This is a genomic window from Escherichia sp. WS1152, assembly GCF_046487665.1.
GTDB lineage: Bacteria > Pseudomonadota > Gammaproteobacteria > Enterobacterales > Enterobacteriaceae > Escherichia > Escherichia coli.
The window spans coordinates 233,867-253,723 of the sequence record NZ_JBJQJA010000005.1 but is presented as its reverse complement, the minus strand read 5'-3'; the positions used below and the strand labels follow the sequence as shown (position 1 = coordinate 253,723).

General features: G+C 54.2%; 11 protein-coding genes. 10 read left to right on the top strand and 1 reads right to left on the bottom strand.

What is annotated here, in order from left to right:
• The first annotated feature begins 11 nt into the window (after positions 1-11).
• The 8 genes from bcsQ (at position 12) to ACJHW7_RS10705 (ending at position 15,553) form a co-directional block, all read left to right on the top strand.
• A complete protein-coding gene (bcsQ, locus tag ACJHW7_RS10740) occupies positions 12-764 on the top strand; it encodes a cellulose biosynthesis protein BcsQ (protein ID WP_000279528.1) in 753 nt (250 codons plus the stop codon).
• Entirely contained in the window at positions 761-3,379 is a 2,619-nt protein-coding gene (gene bcsA, locus ACJHW7_RS10735) for a UDP-forming cellulose synthase catalytic subunit (RefSeq protein WP_021557304.1), read from the top strand. The genes bcsQ and bcsA overlap by 4 nt, the downstream gene beginning before the upstream one ends.
• A 10-nt stretch (positions 3,380-3,389) precedes the next feature.
• Positions 3,390-5,729 (top strand): cellulose biosynthesis cyclic di-GMP-binding regulatory protein BcsB, encoded by a 2,340-nt coding sequence (bcsB, locus tag ACJHW7_RS10730; protein WP_001307454.1) that lies wholly within the window; start codon positions 3,390-3,392, stop codon positions 5,727-5,729.
• A 6-nt stretch (positions 5,730-5,735) separates the two neighbouring features.
• Positions 5,736-6,842: a cellulose synthase complex periplasmic endoglucanase BcsZ gene (bcsZ, locus tag ACJHW7_RS10725; RefSeq protein WP_021557303.1), complete on the top strand. Its 1,107-nt coding sequence runs from the start codon at positions 5,736-5,738 to the stop codon at positions 6,840-6,842.
• Positions 6,824-10,297 (top strand): cellulose synthase complex outer membrane protein BcsC, encoded by a 3,474-nt coding sequence (gene bcsC / locus ACJHW7_RS10720; RefSeq protein ID WP_001225111.1) that lies wholly within the window; start codon positions 6,824-6,826, stop codon positions 10,295-10,297. Before bcsZ ends, bcsC begins: the two co-directional genes overlap by 19 nt.
• 81 nt (positions 10,298-10,378) lie before the next feature.
• Positions 10,379-12,367, top strand: a complete 1,989-nt coding sequence (hmsP, locus tag ACJHW7_RS10715) for a biofilm formation regulator HmsP (RefSeq protein ID WP_001266306.1) — start codon at positions 10,379-10,381, stop codon at positions 12,365-12,367.
• Between the two features lie 182 nt (positions 12,368-12,549).
• Complete coding sequence (gene dctA / locus ACJHW7_RS10710) at positions 12,550-13,836, top strand: C4-dicarboxylate transporter DctC (RefSeq protein ID WP_000858214.1); 1,287 nt, start codon at positions 12,550-12,552, stop codon at positions 13,834-13,836.
• A 220-nt stretch (positions 13,837-14,056) separates the two neighbouring features.
• Positions 14,057-15,553, top strand: a complete 1,497-nt coding sequence (locus ACJHW7_RS10705; RefSeq protein ID WP_001163137.1) for a M16 family metallopeptidase — start codon at positions 14,057-14,059, stop codon at positions 15,551-15,553.
• 95 nt (positions 15,554-15,648) lie between these two features.
• Here ACJHW7_RS10705 and kdgK read toward each other — a convergent pair whose 3' ends face one another.
• Positions 15,649-16,578, bottom strand: coding sequence for a 2-dehydro-3-deoxygluconokinase (gene kdgK, locus ACJHW7_RS10700; RefSeq protein ID WP_001308127.1), 930 nt, complete (start codon positions 16,576-16,578; stop codon positions 15,649-15,651).
• 231 nt (positions 16,579-16,809) lie between these two features.
• On the opposite strand from kdgK, the gene pdeH reads away from it, so the two are divergent.
• Positions 16,810-17,577, top strand: a complete 768-nt coding sequence (pdeH, locus tag ACJHW7_RS10695) for a cyclic-guanylate-specific phosphodiesterase (protein ID WP_021557302.1) — start codon at positions 16,810-16,812, stop codon at positions 17,575-17,577.
• A gap of 69 nt (positions 17,578-17,646) precedes the next feature.
• Entirely contained in the window at positions 17,647-19,707 is a 2,061-nt protein-coding gene (locus ACJHW7_RS10690) for an AsmA family protein (RefSeq protein WP_021557301.1), read from the top strand.
• Positions 19,708-19,857: the final 150 nt, after the last annotated feature.

The window sequence follows — 19,857 nt, the reverse complement described above, 5'->3', positions numbered from 1 at the left end:
GGGATTGGTGAATGGCCGTACTGGGATTGCAGGGGGTGCGGGGAGGCGTGGGGACAACAACCATCACCGCCGCATTAGCCTGGTCATTACAAATGTTGGGAGAAAATGTTCTGGTGGTCGATGCCTGCCCGGACAACTTGTTGCGCCTGTCATTTAATGTTGATTTTACCCACCGTCAGGGCTGGGCCAGAGCGATGCTGGATGGCCAGGACTGGCGTGACGCTGGGTTGCGCTACACCTCGCAGCTCGATTTGCTGCCTTTTGGTCAGTTATCCATTGAAGAACAAGAAAATCCACAGCACTGGCAAACCCGGCTGAGCGATATTTGCTCCGGCTTACAGCAACTAAAAGCCAGCGGGCGTTACCAGTGGATTTTAATCGACTTACCGCGTGATGCCTCGCAGATAACCCACCAGCTGCTGAGTTTGTGCGATCACTCGCTGGCAATCGTCAATGTGGATGCCAACTGCCATATCCGACTGCATCAGCAAGCGCTGCCGGATGGCGCACATATTTTGATTAATGACTTCCGTATTGGCAGTCAGGTTCAGGACGATATTTACCAGCTTTGGTTGCAAAGCCAGCGCCGATTACTGCCGATGCTCATTCATCGTGATGAAGCGATGGCTGAATGCCTGGCGGCTAAGCAACCAGTAGGTGAATATCGCAGTGATGCGCTGGCGGCTGAAGAGATACTGACGCTGGCGAACTGGTGCCTGTTGAACTACTCCGGGCTGAAAACGCCAGTCGGGAGTGCATCATGAGTATCCTGACCCGGTGGTTGCTTATCCCGCCGGTCAACGCGCGGCTTATCGGGCGTTATCGCGATTATCGTCGTCACGGTGCGTCGGCTTTCAGCGCGACGCTCGGCTGTTTCTGGATGATCCTGGCCTGGATTTTTATTCCGCTGGAGCACCCGCGCTGGCAGCGTATTCGCGCAGAACATAAAAACCTGTATCCGCATATCAACGCCTCGCGTCCGCGTCCGCTGGACCCGGTCCGTTATCTCATTCAAACATGCTGGTTACTGATCGGTACATCGCGCAAAGAAACGCCGAAACCGCGCAGGCGGGCATTTTCAGGTCTGCAGAATATTCGTGGACGTTACCATCAATGGATGAACGAGCTGCCTGAGCGCGTTAGCCATAAAACACAGCATCTTGATGAGAAAAAAGAGCTCGGTCATTTGAGTGCCGGGGCGCGGCGGTTGATCCTCGGTATCATCGTCACCTTCTCGCTGATTCTGGCGTTAATCTGCGTTACTCAACCGTTTAACCCGCTGGCGCAGTTTATCTTCCTGATGCTGCTGTGGGGTGTAGCGCTGATCGTACGGCGGATGCCGGGGCGCTTCTCGGCGCTAATGTTGATTGTGCTGTCGCTGACCGTTTCTTGCCGTTATATCTGGTGGCGTTACACCTCTACGCTGAACTGGGACGATCCGGTCAGCCTGGTGTGCGGGCTTATTCTGCTCTTCGCTGAAACGTACGCGTGGATTGTGCTGGTGCTCGGCTACTTCCAGGTAGTATGGCCGCTGAATCGTCAGCCGGTGCCATTGCCGAAAGATATGTCGCTGTGGCCGTCGGTGGATATCTTTGTCCCGACTTACAACGAAGATCTCAACGTGGTGAAAAATACTATTTACGCCTCGCTGGGTATCGACTGGCCGAAAGACAAGCTGAACATCTGGATCCTCGATGACGGCGGTAGGGAAGAGTTTCGCCAGTTTGCGCAAAACGTGGGGGTGAAATATATCGCCCGTACCACTCATGAACATGCGAAAGCGGGCAACATCAACAATGCGCTGAAATATGCCAAAGGCGAGTTCGTGTCGATTTTCGACTGCGACCACGTACCAACGCGATCGTTCCTGCAAATGACCATGGGCTGGTTCCTGAAAGAGAAACAGCTGGCGATGATGCAGACGCCGCACCACTTCTTCTCGCCGGACCCGTTTGAACGCAACCTGGGGCGTTTTCGTAAAACGCCGAACGAAGGCACGCTGTTCTATGGTCTGGTGCAGGATGGCAACGATATGTGGGACGCCACTTTCTTCTGCGGTTCCTGTGCAGTAATTCGTCGCAAACCATTGGATGAAATTGGCGGTATTGCTGTCGAAACGGTAACCGAAGATGCGCACACGTCTCTGCGCCTGCACCGTCGTGGCTACACCTCTGCATATATGCGTATTCCGCAGGCGGCGGGGCTGGCGACCGAAAGTCTGTCGGCGCATATCGGTCAGCGTATTCGCTGGGCACGCGGGATGGTGCAAATCTTCCGTCTCGATAACCCGCTTACCGGTAAAGGGCTGAAATTCGCCCAGCGGCTGTGCTACGTCAACGCCATGTTCCACTTCTTGTCGGGCATTCCACGACTGATCTTCCTGACTGCGCCGCTGGCGTTCCTGCTGCTTCATGCCTACATCATCTATGCGCCAGCGTTGATGATCGCCCTGTTCGTGCTGCCGCATATGATCCATGCCAGCCTGACCAACTCCAAGATCCAGGGCAAATATCGCCACTCTTTCTGGAGTGAAATCTACGAAACGGTGCTGGCGTGGTATATCGCACCACCGACGCTGGTGGCGCTGATTAACCCGCACAAAGGCAAATTTAACGTCACCGCCAAAGGTGGACTGGTGGAAGAAGAGTACGTCGACTGGGTGATCTCGCGGCCCTACATCTTCCTTGTCCTGCTCAACCTGGTGGGCGTTGCGGTAGGCATCTGGCGCTACTTCTATGGCCCGCCAACCGAGATGCTCACCGTGGTCGTCAGTATGGTGTGGGTATTCTACAACCTGATTGTTCTTGGCGGCGCAGTTGCGGTATCGGTAGAAAGCAAACAGGTACGCCGATCGCACCGCGTGGAGATGACGATGCCCGCGGCAATTGCCCGCGAAGATGGTCACCTCTTCTCGTGTACCGTTCAGGATTTCTCCGACGGTGGTTTGGGGATCAAGATCAACGGTCAGGCGCAGATTCTGGAAGGGCAGAAAGTGAATCTGTTGCTTAAACGCGGTCAGCAGGAATACGTCTTCCCGACCCAGGTGGCGCGCGTGATGGGTAATGAAGTTGGGCTGAAATTAATGCCGCTCACCACCCAGCAATATATCGATTTTGTGCAGTGTACGTTTGCCCGTGCGGATACATGGGCGCTCTGGCAGGACAGCTACCCGGAAGATAAGCCGCTGGAAAGTCTGCTGGATATTCTGAAGCTCGGCTTCCGTGGCTACCGCCATCTGGCGGAGTTTGCGCCTTCTTCGGTGAAGGGCATATTCCGTGTGCTGACTTCTCTGGTTTCCTGGGTTGTATCGTTTATTCCGCGCCGCCCGGAGCGGAGCGAAACGGCACAACCATCGGATCAGGCTTTGGCTCAACAATGATGATAACGCGATGAAAAGAAAACTATTCTGGATTTGTGCAGTGGCTATGGGGATGAGTGCGTTCCCCTCTTTCATGACGCAGGCGACGCCAGCAACGCAACCACTGATCAATGCTGAGCCAGCTGTAGCCGCCCAGACGGAACAAAATCCGCAGGTGGGGCAAGTGATGCCGGGCGTGCAGGGCGCTGATGCGCCAGTCGTGGCGCAGAACGGTCCTTCGCGTGATGTGAAGCTGACCTTTGCGCAAATTGCGCCGCCGCCGGGCAGCATGGTGCTACGTGGCATTAACCCGAACGGCAGCATTGAGTTTGGTATGCGCAGCGATGAAGTGGTGACGAAGGCGATGCTCAACCTCGAATACACGCCATCGCCATCGTTACTGCCTGTCCAGTCGCAGTTAAAGGTTTATCTCAATGATGAGCTGATGGGCGTGCTGCCAGTGACCAAAGAACAGTTGGGTAAAAAAACGCTGGCGCAAATGCCCATTAACCCACTGTTTATTACCGACTTCAACCGTGTGCGGCTGGAGTTTGTCGGCCATTATCAGGACGTGTGCGAAAACCCGGCCAGCACCACGCTTTGGCTGGATGTTGGGCGGAGCAGTGGACTGGATCTGACCTATCAGACCCTGAATGTGAAGAATGACCTGTCACACTTCCCGGTGCCATTCTTTGATCCGCGTGATAACCGCACCAACACCTTGCCGATGGTCTTTGCGGGTGCGCCGGATGTTGGGCTGCAACAAGCCTCTGCCATTGTCGCCTCGTGGTTTGGTTCGCGTTCTGGCTGGCGTGGGCAGAACTTCCCGGTGCTCTATAACCAACTGCCGGATCGTAATGCCATTGTCTTTGCAACCAACGACAAACGGCCGGACTTCCTGCGCGATCATCCGGCGGTAAAAGCCCCGGTGATTGAGATGATTAACCATCCGCAGAATCCTTACGTCAAACTGCTGGTGGTGTTTGGTCGTGACGACAAAGACCTGTTGCAGGCAGCGAAAGGTATCGCTCAGGGTAACATTCTGTTCCGTGGTGAAAGCGTGGTAGTGAATGAAGTGAAACCGCTGCTACCGCGTAAGCCGTACGATGCGCCGAACTGGGTACGTACCGATCGTCCGGTCACATTTGGCGAACTGAAAACCTATGAAGAACAGTTACAATCCAGCGGTCTTGAGCCAGCAGCGATTAACGTTTCGCTAAACCTGCCGCCGGATCTCTACCTGATGCGCAGTACCGGCATTGATATGGATATTAATTACCGCTACACCATGCCGCCGGTGAAAGACAGTTCGCGGATGGATATCAGCCTGAATAACCAGTTCCTGCAATCCTTCAACCTGAGCAGCAAACAGGAGGCGAACCGCCTGCTGCTGCGGATTCCGGTATTACAAGGTTTGCTGGATGGCAAAACAGATGTCTCTATTCCGGCGCTGAAACTGGGCGCGACCAACCAGCTGCGCTTCGACTTTGAGTATATGAACCCGATGCCGGGCGGTTCGGTGGATAACTGTATTACCTTCCAGCCGGTGCAGAATCATGTGGTGATTGGTGACGACTCCACCATCGACTTCTCGAAGTATTACCACTTCATCCCGATGCCGGATCTACGCGCCTTTGCTAACGCGGGCTTCCCATTCAGCCGGATGGCGGATCTGTCGCAAACCATCACCGTGATGCCGAAAGCGCCTAACGAAGCACAGATGGAAACGTTGCTGAATACTGTTGGTTTTATCGGCGCACAGACGGGCTTCCCGGCGATTAATCTGACGGTGACCGATGATGGCAGCACCATTCAGGGCAAAGATGCCGACATCATGATCATCGGTGGTATCCCGGACAAACTGAAAGACGATAAGCAGATCGACCTATTGGTGCAGGCGACCGAAAGCTGGGTGAAAACACCGATGCGCCAGACCCCGTTCCCCGGCATTGTGCCGGACGAGAGCGATCGCGCGGCAGAAACCCAGTCAACGCTGACCTCTTCCGGTGCGATGGCGGCGGTGATTGGCTTCCAGTCGCCGTATAACGACCAGCGCAGCGTGATTGCGCTGCTGGCAGATAGCCCACGCGGTTATGAAATGCTTAACGATGCGGTGAACGATAGCGGCAAACGCGCCACCATGTTCGGTTCGGTCGCGGTGATCCGCGAGTCCGGTATCAACAGCCTACGTGTTGGCGACGTTTATTACGTAGGTCATCTGCCGTGGTTCGAGCGCTTGTGGTATGCGCTGGCAAACCATCCGATTCTGCTGGCGGTGCTGGCGGCTATCAGTGTGATATTGCTGGCATGGGTACTGTGGCGTCTGCTGCGAATTATTAGTCGTCGTCGTCTTAACCCGGATAACGAGTAATTGAAGATGAATGTGTTGCGTAGTGGAATCGTGACGATGCTGCTGTTGGCTGCCTTTAGTGTTCAGGCAGCCTGTACCTGGCCTGCCTGGGAGCAGTTTAAAAAGGATTACATCAGTCAGGAAGGGCGCGTCATCGACCCCAGCGACGCGCGCAAAATCACCACCTCCGAAGGGCAAAGTTACGGTATGTTCTTTGCCCTGGCGGCTAACGACCGTGTAGCTTTCGATAATATTCTCGACTGGACGCAGAACAATCTCGCTCAGGGTTCTTTAAAAGAACGTTTGCCCGCCTGGCTGTGGGGCAAGAAAGAGAACAGTAAGTGGGAAGTGCTGGACAGCAATTCGGCCTCCGATGGTGATGTCTGGATGGCCTGGTCGTTGCTGGAGGCGGGGCGTTTGTGGAAAGAGCAGCGTTATACCGACATCGGCAGCGCGTTGCTAAAACGTATCGCGCGGGAGGAAGAGGTGACGGTGCCTGGGCTGGGTTCCATGTTGTTACCGGGCAAAGTGGGTTTTGCTGAGGATAACAGCTGGCGTTTTAACCCCAGCTACCTGCCGCCGACGCTGGCGCAGTATTTCACCCGCTTTGGCGCGCCGTGGACCACGCTGCGCGAAACCAATCAACGTTTATTGCTGGAAACCGCCCCGAAAGGTTTTTCGCCAGACTGGGTGCGCTATGAGAAAGACAAAGGCTGGCAGCTAAAAGCCGAAAAAACATTGATCAGCAGCTACGACGCTATCCGCGTTTACATGTGGGTAGGCATGATGCCTGACAGCGATCCGCAAAAAGCGCGGATGCTCAACCGGTTTAAACCGATGGCGACATTCACTGAGAAAAACGGTTATCCGCCGGAAAAAGTGGATGTGGCTACGGGGAAAGCGCAGGGTAAAGGACCGGTCGGTTTTTCTGCCGCCATGCTGCCCTTTTTACAAAACCGCGATGCGCAGGCCGTTCAGCGCCAGCGCGTGGCCGATAACTTTCCCGGCAGCGATGCCTATTACAACTATGTGCTGACCCTGTTTGGACAAGGCTGGGATCAACACCGTTTCCGCTTCTCGACAAAAGGTGAGTTATTACCTGACTGGGGCCAGGAATGCGCAAATTCACACTAAACATATTCACGCTTTCCCTCGGTCTGGCCGTCATGCCGATGGTCGAGGCAGCACCAACCGCTCAGCAACAGTTGCTGGAGCAAGTTCGGTTAGGCGAAGCGACCCATCGTGAAGATCTGGTGCAACAGTCGTTATATCGGCTGGAACTTATTGATCCGAATAACCCGGACGTCGTTGCCGCCCGTTTCCGTTCTTTGTTACGTCAGGGCGATATTGATGGCGCGCAAAAACAGCTCGATCGGCTGTCGCAGTTAGCGCCGAGTTCAAATGCGTATAAATCGTCGCGGACTACGATGCTACTTTCCACGCCGGATGGTCGTCAGGCACTGCAACAGGCACGATTGCAGGCGACGACCGGTCATGCAGAAGAAGCTGTGGCGAGTTACAACAAACTGTTCAACGGTGCGCCGCCGGAAGGTGACATTGCTGTCGAGTACTGGAGTACGGTGGCGAAAATTCCGGCTCGCCGTGGCGAAGCGATTAATCAGTTAAAACGCATCAATGCGGATGCACCGGGCAATACGGGCCTGCAAAACAATCTGGCGCTATTGCTGTTTAGTAGCGATCGCCGTGACGAAGGTTTTGCCGTCCTGGAACAGATGGCAAAATCGAACGCCGGGCGCGAAGGGGCCTCTAAAATCTGGTACGGGCAGATTAAAGACATGCCCGTCAGTGATGCCAGTGTGTCGGCGCTGAAAAAATATCTCTCGATCTTTAGTGATGGCGATAGCGTGGCGGCTGCGCAATCGCAACTGGCAGAACAGCAAAAACAGCTGGCCGATCCTGCTTTCCGCGCTCGTGCGCAAGGTTTAGCGGCGGTGGACTCTGGTATGGCGGGTAAAGCCATTCCCGAACTACAACAGGCGGTGCGGGCGAACCCGAAAGACAGTGAAGCTCTGGGGGCGCTGGGCCAGGCGTATTCTCAGAAAGGCGATCGCGCCAATGCAGTGGCGAATCTGGAAAAAGCCCTCGCACTGGACCCGCACAGCAGCAACAACGACAAATGGAACAGTCTGCTGAAAGTAAACCGCTACTGGCTGGCGATCCAGCAGGGCGATGCTGCGCTGAAAGCCAATAATCCTGACCGGGCAGAACGCCTGTTCCAGCAGGCGCGTAATGTCGATAACACCGACAGTTATGCAGTGCTGGGGCTGGGCGATGTGGCGATGGCGCGAAAAGATTATCCCGCCGCCGAACGTTATTATCAGCAGACCTTGCGTATGGACAGCGGCAACACTAACGCCGTGCGCGGGCTGGCAAATATTTACCGCCAGCAATCGCCAGAAAAAGCTGAAGCGTTTATCGCCTCGCTCTCTGCCAGTCAGCGGCGTAGCATTGATGATATCGAACGCAGCCTGCAAAACGACCGTCTGGCACAGCAGGCAGAGGCACTGGAAAACCAGGGCAAATGGGCGCAGGCGGCAGCACTTCAGCGGCAACGACTGGCGCTGGACCCCGGCAGCGTATGGATTACTTACCGACTTTCGCAGGATCTCTGGCAGGCCGGACAACGCAGCCAGGCCGATACGTTAATGCGCAATCTGGCGCAGCAGAAGCCGAACGACCCGGAGCAGGTTTACGCTTACGGGCTGTACCTCTCTGGTCATGACCAGGACAGAGCGGCGCTGGCGCATATCAACAGCCTGCCGCGCGCGCAGTGGAACAGCAATATTCAGGAGCTGGTTAATCGACTGCAAAGCGATCAGGTGCTGGAAACCGCTAATCGCCTGCGAGAAAGCGGCAAAGAAGCTGAAGCGGAAGCGATGCTGCGTCAGCAACCACCTTCCACGCGTATTGACCTCACGCTGGCTGACTGGGCGCAGCAGCGACGTGATTACACCGCCGCCCGCGCTGCATATCAGAATGTCCTGACGCGGGAGCCAACTAACGCCGATGCCATTCTGGGGCTGACGGAAGTGGATATTGCTGCCGGTGACACAGCGGCGGCACGTAGCCAGCTGGCGAAACTGCCCGCTACCGATAACGCCTCGCTGAACACACAGCGGCGCGTGGCGCTGGCGCAGGCGCAGCTTGGAGATACCGCAGCGGCGCAGCAGACGTTTAATAAGTTGATCCCGCAGGCAAAATCTCAGCCACCGTCGATGGAAAGCGCGATGGTGCTGCGCGACGGTGCGAAGTTTGAAGCGCAGGCGGGCGATCCAAAGCAGGCGCTGGAAACCTACAAAGACGCCATGGTCGCATCCGGTGTGACTACGACGCGTCCGCAGGATAACGACACATTCACCCGACTGACCCGTAACGACGAGAAAGATGACTGGCTGAAACGCGGCGTGCGCAGCGATGCGGCGGACCTCTATCGCCAGCAGGATCTTAACGTCACCCTTGAGCACGATTACTGGGGTTCGAGCGGCACCGGTGGTTACTCCGATCTGAAAGCGCACACTACCATGTTGCAGGTGGATGCGCCGTATTCTGACGGGCGGATGTTCTTTCGCAGTGATTTCGTCAATATGAACGTCGGCAGTTTCTCCACTAATGCCGATGGCAAATGGGATGACAACTGGGGCACCTGTACATTACAGGACTGTAGCGGCAACCGCAGCCAGTCGGATTCCGGTGCCAGCGTGGCGGTCGGCTGGCGAAATGACGTCTGGAGCTGGGATATCGGTACCACGCCGATGGGCTTCAACGTGGTGGATGTGGTCGGCGGCATCAGTTACAGCGATGATATCGGGCCGCTGGGTTACACCGTTAACGCCCACCGTCGGCCCATCTCCAGTTCTTTGCTGGCCTTTGGTGGGCAAAAAGACTCCCCGAGCAATACCGGGAAAAAATGGGGCGGCGTGCGTGCCGACGGCGTGGGGCTAAGCCTGAGCTACGATAAAGGTGAAGCAAACGGCGTCTGGGCATCGCTTAGTGGCGACCAGTTAACCGGTAAAAATGTCGAAGATAACTGGCGTGTGCGCTGGATGACGGGCTATTACTATAAGGTCATCAACCAGAACAATCGCCGCGTCACAATCGGCCTGAACAACATGATCTGGCATTACGACAAAGACCTGAGTGGCTACTCACTCGGTCAGGGCGGTTACTACAGCCCGCAGGAATACCTGTCGTTTGCCATACCGGTGATGTGGCGGGAGCGCACGGAAAACTGGTCGTGGGAGCTGGGGGCGTCTGGCTCGTGGTCGCATTCACGCACCAAAACCATGCCGCGTTATCCGCTGATGAATCTGATCCCGACTGACTGGCAGGAAGAAGCTGCGCGGCAATCCAACGATGGCGGCAGCAGTCAGGGCTTTGGCTATACGGCGCGGGCATTACTTGAGCGTCGCGTCACATCCAACTGGTTTGTCGGCACGGCAATTGATATCCAGCAGGCGAAAGATTACGCACCCAGCCATTTCCTGCTCTACGTACGTTATTCCGCCGCCGGATGGCAGGGTGACATGGATTTACCGCCGCAGCCGCTGATACCTTACGCCGACTGGTAAGTTTTCAGATAGCGCCTCTCTTAATGCCGCTGCGATCGGGTATACTCGGGCGGCAATCTGGGATTTCCGGGGGGAGACAATTTGCGCGTAAGTCGCTCGTTAACAATCAAGCAGATGGCAATGGTGGCAGCCGTTGTCCTGGTGTTCGTTTTTATTTTTTGCACCGTTTTGCTGTTCCATCTGGTCCAGCAGAATCGCTATAACACGGCTACGCAACTGGAAAGCATTGCTCGCTCTGTCCGCGAACCTTTATCTTCAGCCATTTTGAAAGGCGATATTCCCGAAGCGGAAGCTATTCTTGCCAGCATTAAACCGGCAGGCGTGGTCAGCCGTGCCGATGTAGTGCTGCCCAACCAGTTCCAGGCGCTGCGTAAAAGTTTTATTCCAGAGCGCCCGGTGCCGGTAATGGTTACTCGCCTGTTTGAGCTACCGGTTCAAATCTCGCTGGGCGTCTACTCGCTCGAACGTCCGGCAAATCCGCAGCCAATTGCCTATCTGGTGCTACAGGCGGATTCCTTCCGTATGTATAAGTTCGTGATGAGCACCCTCTCAACGTTAGTGACCATTTACTTACTTTTGTCGTTAATATTGACGGTGGCGATTAGCTGGTGCATTAACCGCCTGATTTTGCATCCGTTACGCAATATTGCTCGCGAACTTAACGCCATCCCAGCCCAGGAGCTTGTTGGTCACCAACTGGCATTACCGCGTCTGCATCAGGATGATGAAATCGGTATGTTGGTGCGCAGTTACAACCTCAACCAGCAATTGCTGCAGCGCCATTATGAAGAACAGAACGAAAATGCGATGCGCTTCCCAGTGTCGGATTTGCCGAACAAAGCCTTGCTGATGGAGATGCTGGAGCAGGTTGTCGCGCGTAAACAAACCACCGCGCTGATGATCATCACCTGTGAAACCCTGCGTGATACTGCGGGTGTGCTGAAAGAGGCGCAACGAGAAATTCTGCTGCTGACGCTGGTGGAAAAACTCAAATCGGTACTGTCGCCACGTATGATCCTCGCGCAGATTAGCGGTTATGACTTTGCTGTCATTGCCAATGGTGTACAGGAACCGTGGCACGCAATCACCTTAGGTCAGCAAGTGCTCACTATCATGAGCGAGCGCCTGCCGATTGAACGTATTCAACTCCGTCCGCACTGTAGCATTGGCGTGGCGATGTTCTACGGCGATCTCACCGCCGAACAGCTTTACAGTCGCGCTATTTCTGCGGCATTTACCGCTCGCCATAAAGGCAAGAATCAGATTCAGTTCTTTGATCCGCAGCAGATGGAAGCCGCCCAGAAGCGGTTGACGGAAGAGAGCGATATCCTTAATGCACTGGAAAATCATCAGTTTGCTATTTGGTTACAGCCACAGGTCGAGATGACCAGCGGTAAACTGGTCAGTGCGGAAGTGTTACTGCGTATCCAGCAACCGGATGGCAGTTGGGACCTGCCGGATGGCTTAATCGATCGCATTGAGTGCTGTGGGCTGATGGTTACCGTCGGTCACTGGGTGCTGGAAGAGTCCTGTCGACTGTTGGCTGCCTGGCAAGAGCGCGGCATTATGCTGCCCTTGTCGGTAAACCTCTCTGCGCTGCAACTGATGCACCCGAATATGGTGGCGGATATGCTGGAACTGTTAACCCGCTATCGCATTCAGCCGGGAACACTGATTCTGGAAGTGACAGAAAGCCGACGTATTGACGACCCTCATGCTGCGGTGGCAATCCTCCGTCCGCTGCGCAATGCCGGAGTTCGGGTGGCGCTGGATGATTTCGGCATGGGCTACGCAGGGCTGCGTCAGCTGCAGCATATGAAATCGTTGCCAATCGACGTTCTGAAAATCGACAAAATGTTTGTTGAAGGCTTGCCGGAAGATAGCAGCATGATTGCTGCAATTATCATGCTGGCGCAGAGCCTGAACTTACAAATGATTGCCGAAGGCGTGGAGACTGAAGCACAACGCGACTGGCTGGCAAAAGCGGGCGTTGGTATTGCCCAGGGCTTCCTTTTTGCTCGCCCACTCCCTATTGAAATCTTCGAAGAGAGTTACCTGGAAGAAAAGTAGCTACCCCAAACTGATTACAAAACTTTAAAAAGTGCTGGTTTGTGCGAGCCAGCTCAAACTTTTTAACCTTTTTGTTTCAATTATGATCCAGGTACATTTCTGTGATGTTGTCTGGGTGTTATTTTAAGGCCGCAGGTACCCCATAACCTTACAAGACCTGTGGTTTTACTAAAGGACACCCTATGAAAACCTCTCTGTTTAAAAGCCTTTACTTTCAGGTCCTGACAGCGATAGCCATTGGTATTCTCCTTGGCCATTTCTATCCTGAAATAGGCGAGCAAATGAAACCGCTTGGCGACGGCTTCGTTAAGCTCATTAAGATGATCATCGCTCCTGTCATCTTTTGTACCGTCGTAACGGGCATTGCGGGCATGGAAAGCATGAAGGCGGTCGGTCGTACCGGCGCAGTCGCACTGCTTTACTTTGAAATTGTCAGTACCATCGCGCTGATTATTGGTCTTATCATCGTTAACGTCGTGCAGCCTGGTGCCGGAATGAACGTCGATCCGGCAACGCTTGATGCGAAAGCGGTAGCGGTTTACGCCGATCAGGCGAAAGACCAGGGCATTGTCGCCTTCATTATGGATGTCATCCCGGCGAGCGTCATTGGCGCATTTGCCAGCGGTAACATTCTGCAGGTGCTGCTGTTTGCCGTACTGTTTGGTTTTGCGCTCCACCGTCTGGGCAGCAAAGGCCAACTGATTTTTAACGTCATCGAAAGTTTCTCGCAGGTCATCTTCGGCATCATCAATATGATCATGCGTCTGGCACCTATTGGTGCGTTCGGGGCAATGGCGTTTACCATCGGTAAATACGGCGTCGGCACACTGGTGCAACTGGGGCAGCTGATTATCTGTTTCTACATTACCTGTATCCTGTTTGTGGTGCTGGTATTGGGTTCAATCGCTAAAGCGACTGGTTTCAGTATCTTCAAATTTATCCGCTACATCCGTGAAGAACTGCTGATTGTACTGGGGACTTCATCTTCCGAGTCGGCGCTGCCGCGTATGCTCGACAAGATGGAGAAGCTCGGCTGCCGTAAATCGGTGGTGGGGCTGGTCATCCCGACAGGCTACTCGTTTAACCTTGATGGCACATCGATATACCTGACAATGGCGGCGGTGTTTATCGCCCAGGCCACTAACAGTCAGATGGATATCGTCCACCAAATCACGCTGTTAATCGTGTTGCTGCTTTCTTCTAAAGGGGCGGCAGGGGTAACGGGTAGTGGCTTTATCGTGCTGGCGGCGACGCTCTCTGCGGTGGGCCATTTGCCGGTAGCGGGTCTGGCGCTGATCCTCGGTATCGACCGCTTTATGTCAGAAGCTCGTGCGCTGACTAACCTGGTCGGTAACGGCGTAGCGACCATTGTCGTTGCTAAGTGGGTGAAAGAACTGGACCACAAAAAACTGGACGATGTGCTGAATAATCGTGCGCCGGATGGCAAAACGCACGAATTATCCTCTTAATCTCATCACTTATGCCCGCACTCCCTTCCCCGAGTGCGGGTGTTTGCGCATAATTGACCCCTGTGCCTGAACTTACCACCTGGGTGAGTTCAGGTTTATTTCACTTCTTCCGTGACATTTTCATGTTCTTGCGGTCTAACACGAAGTGTTTTTAACGTCATTTAGACTGACCGACAACGGGCAGTTTTTTTATTACCAGGATAGTTGATCAGGGGTTCACATGCAGGGCACAAAAATTCGACTTTTAGCGGGCGGTTTGCTGATGATGGCCACTGCTGGCTATGTGCAGGCAGATGCGCTCCAGCCTGATCCAGCATGGCAACAGGGGACGCTTTCCAACGGTTTACAGTGGCAAGTGCTGACCACCCCCCAGCGTCCCAGCGATCGTGTTGAAATTCGCCTGCTGGTTAATACCGGTTCGCTCGCCGAAAGTACACAACAGAGCGGTTACAGTCACGCCATCCCTCGTATTGCGCTAACGCAAAGCGGTGGCCTTGACGCAGCACAGGCGCGTTCATTGTGGCAGCAGGGGATCGACCCTAAACGCCCGATGCCGCCGGTAATTGTCTCTTATGACACCACGCTGTTTAATCTGAGTTTGCCCAATAACCGTAACGATTTGCTGAAAGAGGCGCTCTCTTATCTGGCAAATGCCACTGGCAAACTGACTATCACGCCAGAAACCATCAACCACGCGCTGCAAAGTCAGGACATGGTGGCAACCTGGCCTGCCGATACTAAAGAGGGCTGGTGGCGTTATCGTCTGAAAGGATCAACCCTGTTAGGTCACGATCCTGCCGATCCGCTGAAACAACCCGTTGAAGCGGAAAAAATTAAAGATTTCTATCAGAAATGGTACACCCCGGATGCAATGACGCTGCTGGTGGTGGGAAACGTGGATGCGCGCTCGGTTGTCGACCAAATCAACAAAACGTTTGGCGAACTGAAAGGCAAACGTGAAACACCGGCTCCGGTGCCGACGCTTTCTCCGCTGCGTGCGGAAGCGGTGAGTATTATGACTGACGCGGTGCGTCAGGACCGGTTATCTATCATGTGGGATACGCCGTGGCAGCCGATTCGTGAATCAGCCGCACTGCTGCGCTACTGGCGTGCGGACCTGGCCCGCGAGGCGCTGTTCTGGCATGTTCAGCAAGCGTTAAGCGCCAGTAACAGCAAAGACATCGGTCTTGGATTTGACTGCCGTGTGCTGTATCTGCGTGCGCAGTGTGCCATCAACATCGAATCACCAAACGACAAGCTGAACAGCAACCTTAATCTGGTGGCGCGTGAACTGGCGAAGGTTCGCGATAAAGGTCTGCCGGAAGAAGAGTTCAATGCGTTAGTGGCGCAAAAGAAACTGGAGCTGCAGAAACTGTTTGCCGCCTATGCGCGGGCTGATACCGATATTCTGATGGGTCAGCGGATGCGTTCGTTGCAAAATCAGGTCGTCGATATCGCGCCGGAGCAGTATCAGAAACTGCGGCAGGATTTCCTTAACAGCCTGACGGTGGAGATGTTAAATCAGGATCTGCGTCAGCAGTTGTCGAATGATATGGCGTTAATACTGCTGCAGCCGAAAGGCGAGCCGGAATTTAACATGAAAGCGTTGCAGGCGGCCTGGGATCAAATCATGGCCCCATCTACCGCCGCTGCGACCACCTCTGTCGCCACGGATGACGTACATCCTGAAGTGACGGATATTCCACCTGCACAGTAATGCCTGATGGTGATGAGTTAGCACAATCATCAGGTATTTATGGATGAGCTGGATAGAGGGGTAACACTTTATCCAGCCTTTTGCATATGCTGCTTTTACGCTGGCATCGCCTCACGCGGGATAATCGCGCCGCGATACTGAATAACGGTACTTGCGGTCAGGTGCCCGCGTTTCGCCGCGTTTTCCGCACTGCCGCCCGTTAAACGTACCGCCAGATAACCGGCACTGAAAGAGTCGCCAGCTGCGGTGGTATCGATCACTTTTTCTTTCGGCAGTTTCACCGCCGGAACATCCACTAACCCTTCGCCAGCAATGGACACCAGGCAAGAATCCGCCCCGCGTTTCACCACCACTTCTTTCACGCCCGCGTTATGGGTGCGCGCAATGACGTCTTCCACCGGCTGTTGACCCCACAGCGCGTCTTCGTCGTCCAGCGTCAGGAAGGCGATATCCGTGCATTCCAGCATTTGTTGGTACACCTGCTGTGTCTCTTCTTTGCTGGCCCACAGGCGCGGACGATAGTTATTGTCGAAAATCACTTTTCCGCCGTTGGCGCGGCATTCGCGCAGCAGGGAAAGCAGCTTTTCGCGGCTGGTCGGGCTTAAGATCGCCAGGCTAATCCCGCTCAGGTAGAGATAATCGAAATTCGCCAGCTCTGCACAAATCGCCGCAGACTGCTCGCTCTCCAGCCAGAATTTGGCAGCGGCTTCGTTACGCCAGTAGTAGAACGTACGTTCACCGGTGCTGTCGGTTTCAATGTAGTAAAGGCCCGGCAGACGGTTTTCCATCCGTTGGGTCAGGGAAGTATCAACGTTCTCGCCGTGCCAGGCGTCCAGCATCTGCTGGCTAAAACTGTCCGTTCCCAGCGCCGTTACGTAATGAACGGTTAATGCCGCAGGATCGACCTGACGGGCGATATAGACGGAAGTATTCAGTGTATCGCCGCCGAAACCGCGCTTAACGTCCGCGCCTTTCTCGGAAAGCTCAATCATGCATTCGCCAATCACGGCAATCTTTTTGGACATAGTCGTGAACCTGATCTGTAAAAAATTAGCGTTAGTTTGCGCTGTGGTGGTTTGCTGGTCAACCATATTAAAACAGTGTTCCATTATTTTTTTGAGCCAGAACGTATTCCTGAAAGATTCCGTTGTGGAGAGGGGAAATTTACCCCGGCCAGGCGGTAAAGTTCTGCCCTTGCGCGCCGATAATCTTTGTCGAGTCCGGGCAGCATCACTTTTAAACACAGGACATCTTTGATGATAAGGCAGGTTATCCAGCGAATAAGCAACCCTGAAGCAAGCATCGAGAGCTTGCAGGAACGGCGTTTTTGGTTGCAGTGTGAGCGTGCTTACACCTGGCAGCCGATCTATCAAACATGCGGGCGGTTAATGGCCGTGGAGCTATTAACGGTGGTCACGCATCCCTTGAACCCTTCGCAACGCCTGTCGCCGGATCGCTATTTTACTGAAATCACCGTCAGCCATCGGATGGAGGTTGTGAAAGAGCAGATTGATTTGCTGGCGCAAAAAGCCGACTTCTTTATAGAGCACGGCCTGCTGGCATCGGTCAATATTGATGGCCCTACGCTCATCGCCCTGCGTCAGCAACCAAAAATCCTGCGCCTGATTGAGGATCTTCCCTGGCTGCGTTTCGAACTGGTGGAACACATCCGCCTGCCGAAAGATTCAACCTTTGCCTCGATGTGTGAATTTGGCCCGCTGTGGCTGGATGATTTTGGTACCGGGATGGCAAATTTCTCTGCACTAAGTGAAGTGCGTTATGACTACATCAAAATCGCGCGAGAACTGTTTGTGATGCTGCGTCAGTCACCGGAAGGACGCACACTCTTTTCTCAGCTTTTACATCTAATGAATCGCTATTGTCGCGGGGTGATTGTTGAGGGCGTAGAAACGCCGGAAGAGTGGCGTGATGTTCAGAACTCGCCCGCATTCGCCGCACAAGGCTGGTTTCTTTCACGCCCGGCACCGATAGAAACGCTGAATACGGCGGTTCTGGCGCTATAAGCTGCCTCATTTTCCGCCTGGCTGGACTATCTTTAGGACTGGCACAGGAAGAATATGAGGAAGCGAACGATGAGCAAGGCAGGCAAAATAACCGCTGCGATTTCAGGGGCTTTCTTGTTGTTGATTGTCGTGGCGATCATTTTGATTGCAACTTTTGATTGGAATCGACTCAAACCGACCATCAACCAGAAAGCCTCTGCGGAGTTGAATCGTCCGTTCGCTATCCGTGGCGATCTGGGCGTGGTGTGGGAGCGGCAAAAACAGGAAACCGGCTGGCGCAGCTGGGTGCCGTGGCCCCATGTACACGCGGAAGACATCATTCTTGGCAATCCACCGGATATTCCCGAAGTCACAATGGTGCATTTGCCGCGAGTAGAAGCGACGCTGGCCCCGCTGGCGCTGCTGACCAAAACGGTCTGGTTGCCGTGGATCAAACTGGAAAAGCCCGACGCGCGCCTGATTCGCCTCTCTGAAAAGAACAATAACTGGACGTTTAATCTCGCCAACGATGACAACAAAGACGCGAATGCAAAGCCGTCGGCGTGGTCGTTTCGGCTGGATAATATTCTTTTCGATCAAGGGCGGATCGCCATTGATGACAAAGTAAGCAAAGCGGATCTGGAGATTTTTGTTGATCCCTTAGGCAAGCCGCTGCCGTTCAGCGAAGTTACTGGATCGAAAGGTAAAGCGGATAAAGAAAAGGTGGGCGATTACGTTTTTGGCCTGAAGGCGCAGGGACGTTATAACGGTGAACCGCTCACGGGTACGGGAAAAATAGGCGGTATGCTGGCGCTGCGTGGCGAAGGGACGCCGTTTCCGGTACAGGCTGATTTCCGTTCAGGTAATACCCGTGTTGCTTTTGATGGCGTCGTGAATGACCCAATGAAGATGGGCGGTGTCGATTTACGGCTTAAATTTTCTGGCGATTCACTGGGTGATCTCTATGAACTGACGGGCGTTCTGCTGCCCGATACCCCGCCGTTTGAAACGGATGGTCGGCTGGTAGCGAAAATCGACACTGAAAAATCGTCGGTCTTTGATTATCGCGGCTTTAATGGGCGAATTGGCGATAGCGATATCCACGGTTCTCTGGTCTACACCACCGGCAAGCCACGACCAAAAATGGAAGGTAATGTCGAGTCGCGGCAATTGCGGCTGGCGGACCTGGGACCGTTGATTGGCGTTGATTCCGGGAAAGGGGCAGAAAAGTCGAAACGGTCTGAACAGAAGAAGGGCGAAAAAAGCGTTCAGCCTGCGGGCAAAGTGCTGCCTTATGACCGCTTCGAAACCGATAAATGGGACGTTATGGATGCCGATGTTCGCTTCAAAGGGCGGCGCATTGAGCATGGCAGTAGCCTGCCGATTAGCGATCTTTCTACTCATATCATCCTCAAAAATGCTGACTTGCGCCTGCAACCGCTGAAATTTGGCATGGCGGGTGGCAGCATTGCGGCGAATATTCATCTGGAAGGCGATAAAAAGCCGATGCAGGGGCGGGCAGATATTCAGGCTCGTCGACTGAAACTGAAAGAACTGATGCCCGATGTGGAACTGATGCAGAAGACGCTGGGGGAAATGAACGGTGACGCGGAACTGCGCGGTAGCGGTAACTCGGTGGCGGCACTTTTAGGCAACAGTAACGGCAACCTGAAACTGTTGATGAATGACGGGCTGGTGAGCCGCAACCTGATGGAGATTGTTGGGCTGAATGTCGGCAACTACATTGTCGGTGCGATATTTGGTGACGATGAGGTGCGGGTGAACTGCGCGGCGGCGAATCTGAATATTGCCAACGGCGTGGCACGCCCGCAGATTTTTGCTTTCGATACTGAGAACGCGTTGATTAACGTTACCGGCACGGCAAGTTTTGCTTCGGAACAGCTGGATTTGACTATTGATCCGGAGAGTAAAGGTATTCGGATTATCACACTGCGTTCGCCGCTGTATGTGCGTGGGACGTTTAAAAATCCTCAGGCTGGGGTGAAAGCCGGACCGTTGATTGCCCGTGGTGCTGTTGCTGCGGCACTGGCAACGCTGGTAACACCGGCGGCGGCGTTACTGGCGCTGATCTCACCTTCCGAAGGGGAGGCTAATCAGTGTCGGACGATTTTGTCGCAGATGAAGAAGTGATGATAATTGCCGGATGTCTGACATCCGGCAATTAAACAGATTTAGATTGTTGGCAAAGTGTGCTTTGTTCATGCCGGATGCGGCGTGAACGCCTTATCCGGCCTACAAATCCTTGCGAATTCAATATATTGTATGGAAATTCAGGCCTGA